This is a genomic window from Candidatus Burkholderia verschuerenii, assembly GCF_001189365.1.
Lineage (GTDB): Bacteria > Pseudomonadota > Gammaproteobacteria > Burkholderiales > Burkholderiaceae > Caballeronia > Caballeronia verschuerenii.
In genome coordinates this window covers 1-2,521 of the sequence record NZ_LFJJ01000326.1, presented here as the reverse complement: position 1 = coordinate 2,521, position 2,521 = coordinate 1, and the positions used below count along the sequence as shown (strand labels likewise).

Here is a 2,521-nt window from a genome sequence, read left to right as displayed (position 1 = left end):
CTTACCCGGAACAATGGACTCCAGTCGTCCCCATATCTCATCGGTCAGCAACATTCGACTCATCTTGATCGCTTACGCAAAAGATGAGATGTAAACACATTTCTTCAAATGTGAACAGAGCCTAGCACGACGCGCTCGCTTGAGCTACGCGCCTTAAGCAATCAATGCTTAAGCCGTAGCCATTCTTCTGATGGCAGGCCGTTCGAGTTCACGCGCGGCAAGCGCGCCGAACACGAGACCAAGCGTGGTCCAGATGATTGCCTGAATGCCGATAGACGCCAGACGGAAATTCCAAAGCAGCGTCGCGGAAAAATCGGCAGGCACTTCATCGATGCGCGGCAAAACGGCGACCGCAATCGCGATCAACACGATATACGCCGCACCCGCGATCAAGGTCGCATTCCACGCGCCCTTGCCCGGTTGCATGCGCCGTTGCAACCACACGGCGAATACCGCCGATGCAATCGATATCGCGATCATCGCGAAGAACAGCGCCGTGCGCGGCCCGATGGTCTCGGGATTACCGACGGCCGGCGGATTCGGCGGATACTTCAGGAAAGGTGCGATCGCCACGCTGACGAAGCCGAACAATGCGAGCATCGCCGACGCACCACGCGCGCGCAGTTGACCCAGCCGTCCATAAGCAAACGTGAAGACCAGCGAAAACAGGCCGCCCAATGCGGTGCCGAACACCGCGACGCCAGTTAGCAGGCCAAGGCCCGATTGCGTGTCGCGGCTGACGAGTTCTTTATCGTCACCGTGGTCGTGGCTATGCGCTTGCGCCGTTTGCGTTGCATTACCCGCGTCAGCATGTTCGTGTTCATGCGACGCTTCGAACGCTATCGCGCGCGCCACCGACGGCTCGCCGAACGTATGCGCGAAACCGAAGCCGAGCAGGCCCGCGACAAGTCCCGCGATCATGCCGCGTACCAGCAAATTGCGAATCATCGTCCTTCCTCAGTGGCAGGGAAAGCCGAGCAAATGCCGGCCGTCATGGACGAATTCGTGGATATACATGCCCAAGAAAATGGAGGTTGCGCCCTGCTCCGCACCGACGAAGTAGATTGCGATCAACATGATGAGGCCGATAAAAATGGCCCAGGGCAACACCTCGCGCACCGGAAGCGGCACGGGTGCATCGAGGCCGGGGGCAAGCGGCGCGGCGGACAAAGCCGGATTGGAAGCATTCATAGAGGTTCTCCAGAGGGAAAAGCGCGTCCCGTTGACGAAGAGCATGCAGCAGAGTCTGACTCGCGGCTTAGGCTTTTGCGCAAACCGCTTACAGTGGCGCGACCGCGCCGGATTCACACCGGCTTCCTCGCACTGCAAGCTTGCCATTCTATGAGGATTGACGGCAAAGTAAAGCGAACCAAAAATTACCCGGTTATTTTCCTTGGAAATTATTCTGCTGACTCACGCCTCGACGCGCGCCATGAAGACCGGTCGATTCCCCACCGGCGACGACCCTTTGGAGCACGACGAGCGCGGCGCGCTTGCATTTGATACACAGGCATCGCGCGTCATCGCGAGCCCGGCGCGGGCCGCGCGCGACACGGCGCAATGGATCGCATCGGCCTATGAAGTCGATGCCGCATTCGACGATCTCGACTATGGCCGATGGCGCGGACATTCGATACGCGACATCGCCGAAGCGAAGGAAGCAGGCCTCGCGGCTTGGATTACGGATCCGCACGCGCGTCCGCATGGCGGCGAAAGTATCGCGATGCTGGCCGAACGCGTCGCGCACGTGCTTGAGCGCTTAACTCAGAGCAATCGACGCGGCATCGTCGTCACGCACGCGATCGTCGTGAAGGCGGCGGTCGCGCATGTCACTCAACGTCCGCTAGAGTCGATCTTTAGCATGGATATTGCGCCGCTTGCATCGACGGTACTCGAATATGACACAGTGTGGTCCGTCAGTTCGCCGGCTGAACTTCGCGCACCGCTGTAGGCTCCAAGTAAGGATCAACCAGACGGGAGACGATCATGGCGCATTATGTGGATGGTTTCGTGGTGCCGGTGCCGCTCGACAAGATCGACGCTTATCGAACGCTTGCCGAAGCCGCGGGAAAGGTTTGGCTGGAACACGGCGCGCTGCATTTCGTTGAGACCGTCGCGGACGACGTCAAGCCCGGTAAGCTGACGTCCTTTCCGCAAAGCGTGCAGCTCAAGGACGGCGAGACCGTCGTGTTTTCGTGGATCGTCTACGAATCGCGCGAGGTACGCGACAGCGTCAACGCCAAGGTGATGGAAGATCCGCGCCTCAAGGCGATGATGGAAAACGGCGACATGCCCTTCGATCCGCAACGCATGTTTTTCGGCGGCTTCACCACGCTCGTGGAACTGAAGCGCTGACTTATAAGATTAACGCTTACGACCAAGGAAAAGCATCGATATGTAGTCGGCCCTTCAGAATTAGTCGAAGTCAAGGGTGGCAAGGGGCCGCCGGAAGATCGTGTTTCCCAGAACTCCCAGAAGCAATATTGATCTGAATGGTTTCCTGGGAGTTTGGAACTTCGCC

At 58.7% G+C, this 2,521-nt stretch carries 4 protein-coding genes and 1 riboswitch; of the genes, 2 read left to right on the top strand and 2 right to left on the bottom strand.

Annotation, left to right across the window (positions count from 1 at the left end):
• Positions 1-168 precede the first annotated feature (168 nt).
• The gene (locus tag BVER_RS28560; protein WP_050456104.1) at positions 169-948 is read right to left on the bottom strand and encodes a CbtA family protein; all 780 of its coding nucleotides are present in this window, start codon (positions 946-948) and stop codon (positions 169-171) included.
• Between the two features lie 9 nt (positions 949-957).
• Positions 958-1,191, bottom strand: coding sequence for a CbtB domain-containing protein (locus tag BVER_RS28555; RefSeq protein ID WP_050456105.1), 234 nt, complete (start codon positions 1,189-1,191; stop codon positions 958-960).
• 30 nt (positions 1,192-1,221) lie between these two features.
• A riboswitch (cobalamin riboswitch) is annotated at positions 1,222-1,343 on the bottom strand.
• 89 nt (positions 1,344-1,432) lie between these two features.
• Between BVER_RS28555 and BVER_RS28550 the strand changes: the two genes are divergently transcribed.
• A complete protein-coding gene (locus BVER_RS28550; RefSeq protein WP_232316906.1) occupies positions 1,433-1,951 on the top strand; it encodes a histidine phosphatase family protein in 519 nt (172 codons plus the stop codon).
• A gap of 35 nt (positions 1,952-1,986) precedes the next feature.
• The gene (locus BVER_RS28545) at positions 1,987-2,355 is read left to right on the top strand and encodes a DUF1428 domain-containing protein (RefSeq protein WP_050456102.1); all 369 of its coding nucleotides are present in this window, start codon (positions 1,987-1,989) and stop codon (positions 2,353-2,355) included.
• The last annotated feature ends 166 nt before the right edge of the window (positions 2,356-2,521 follow it).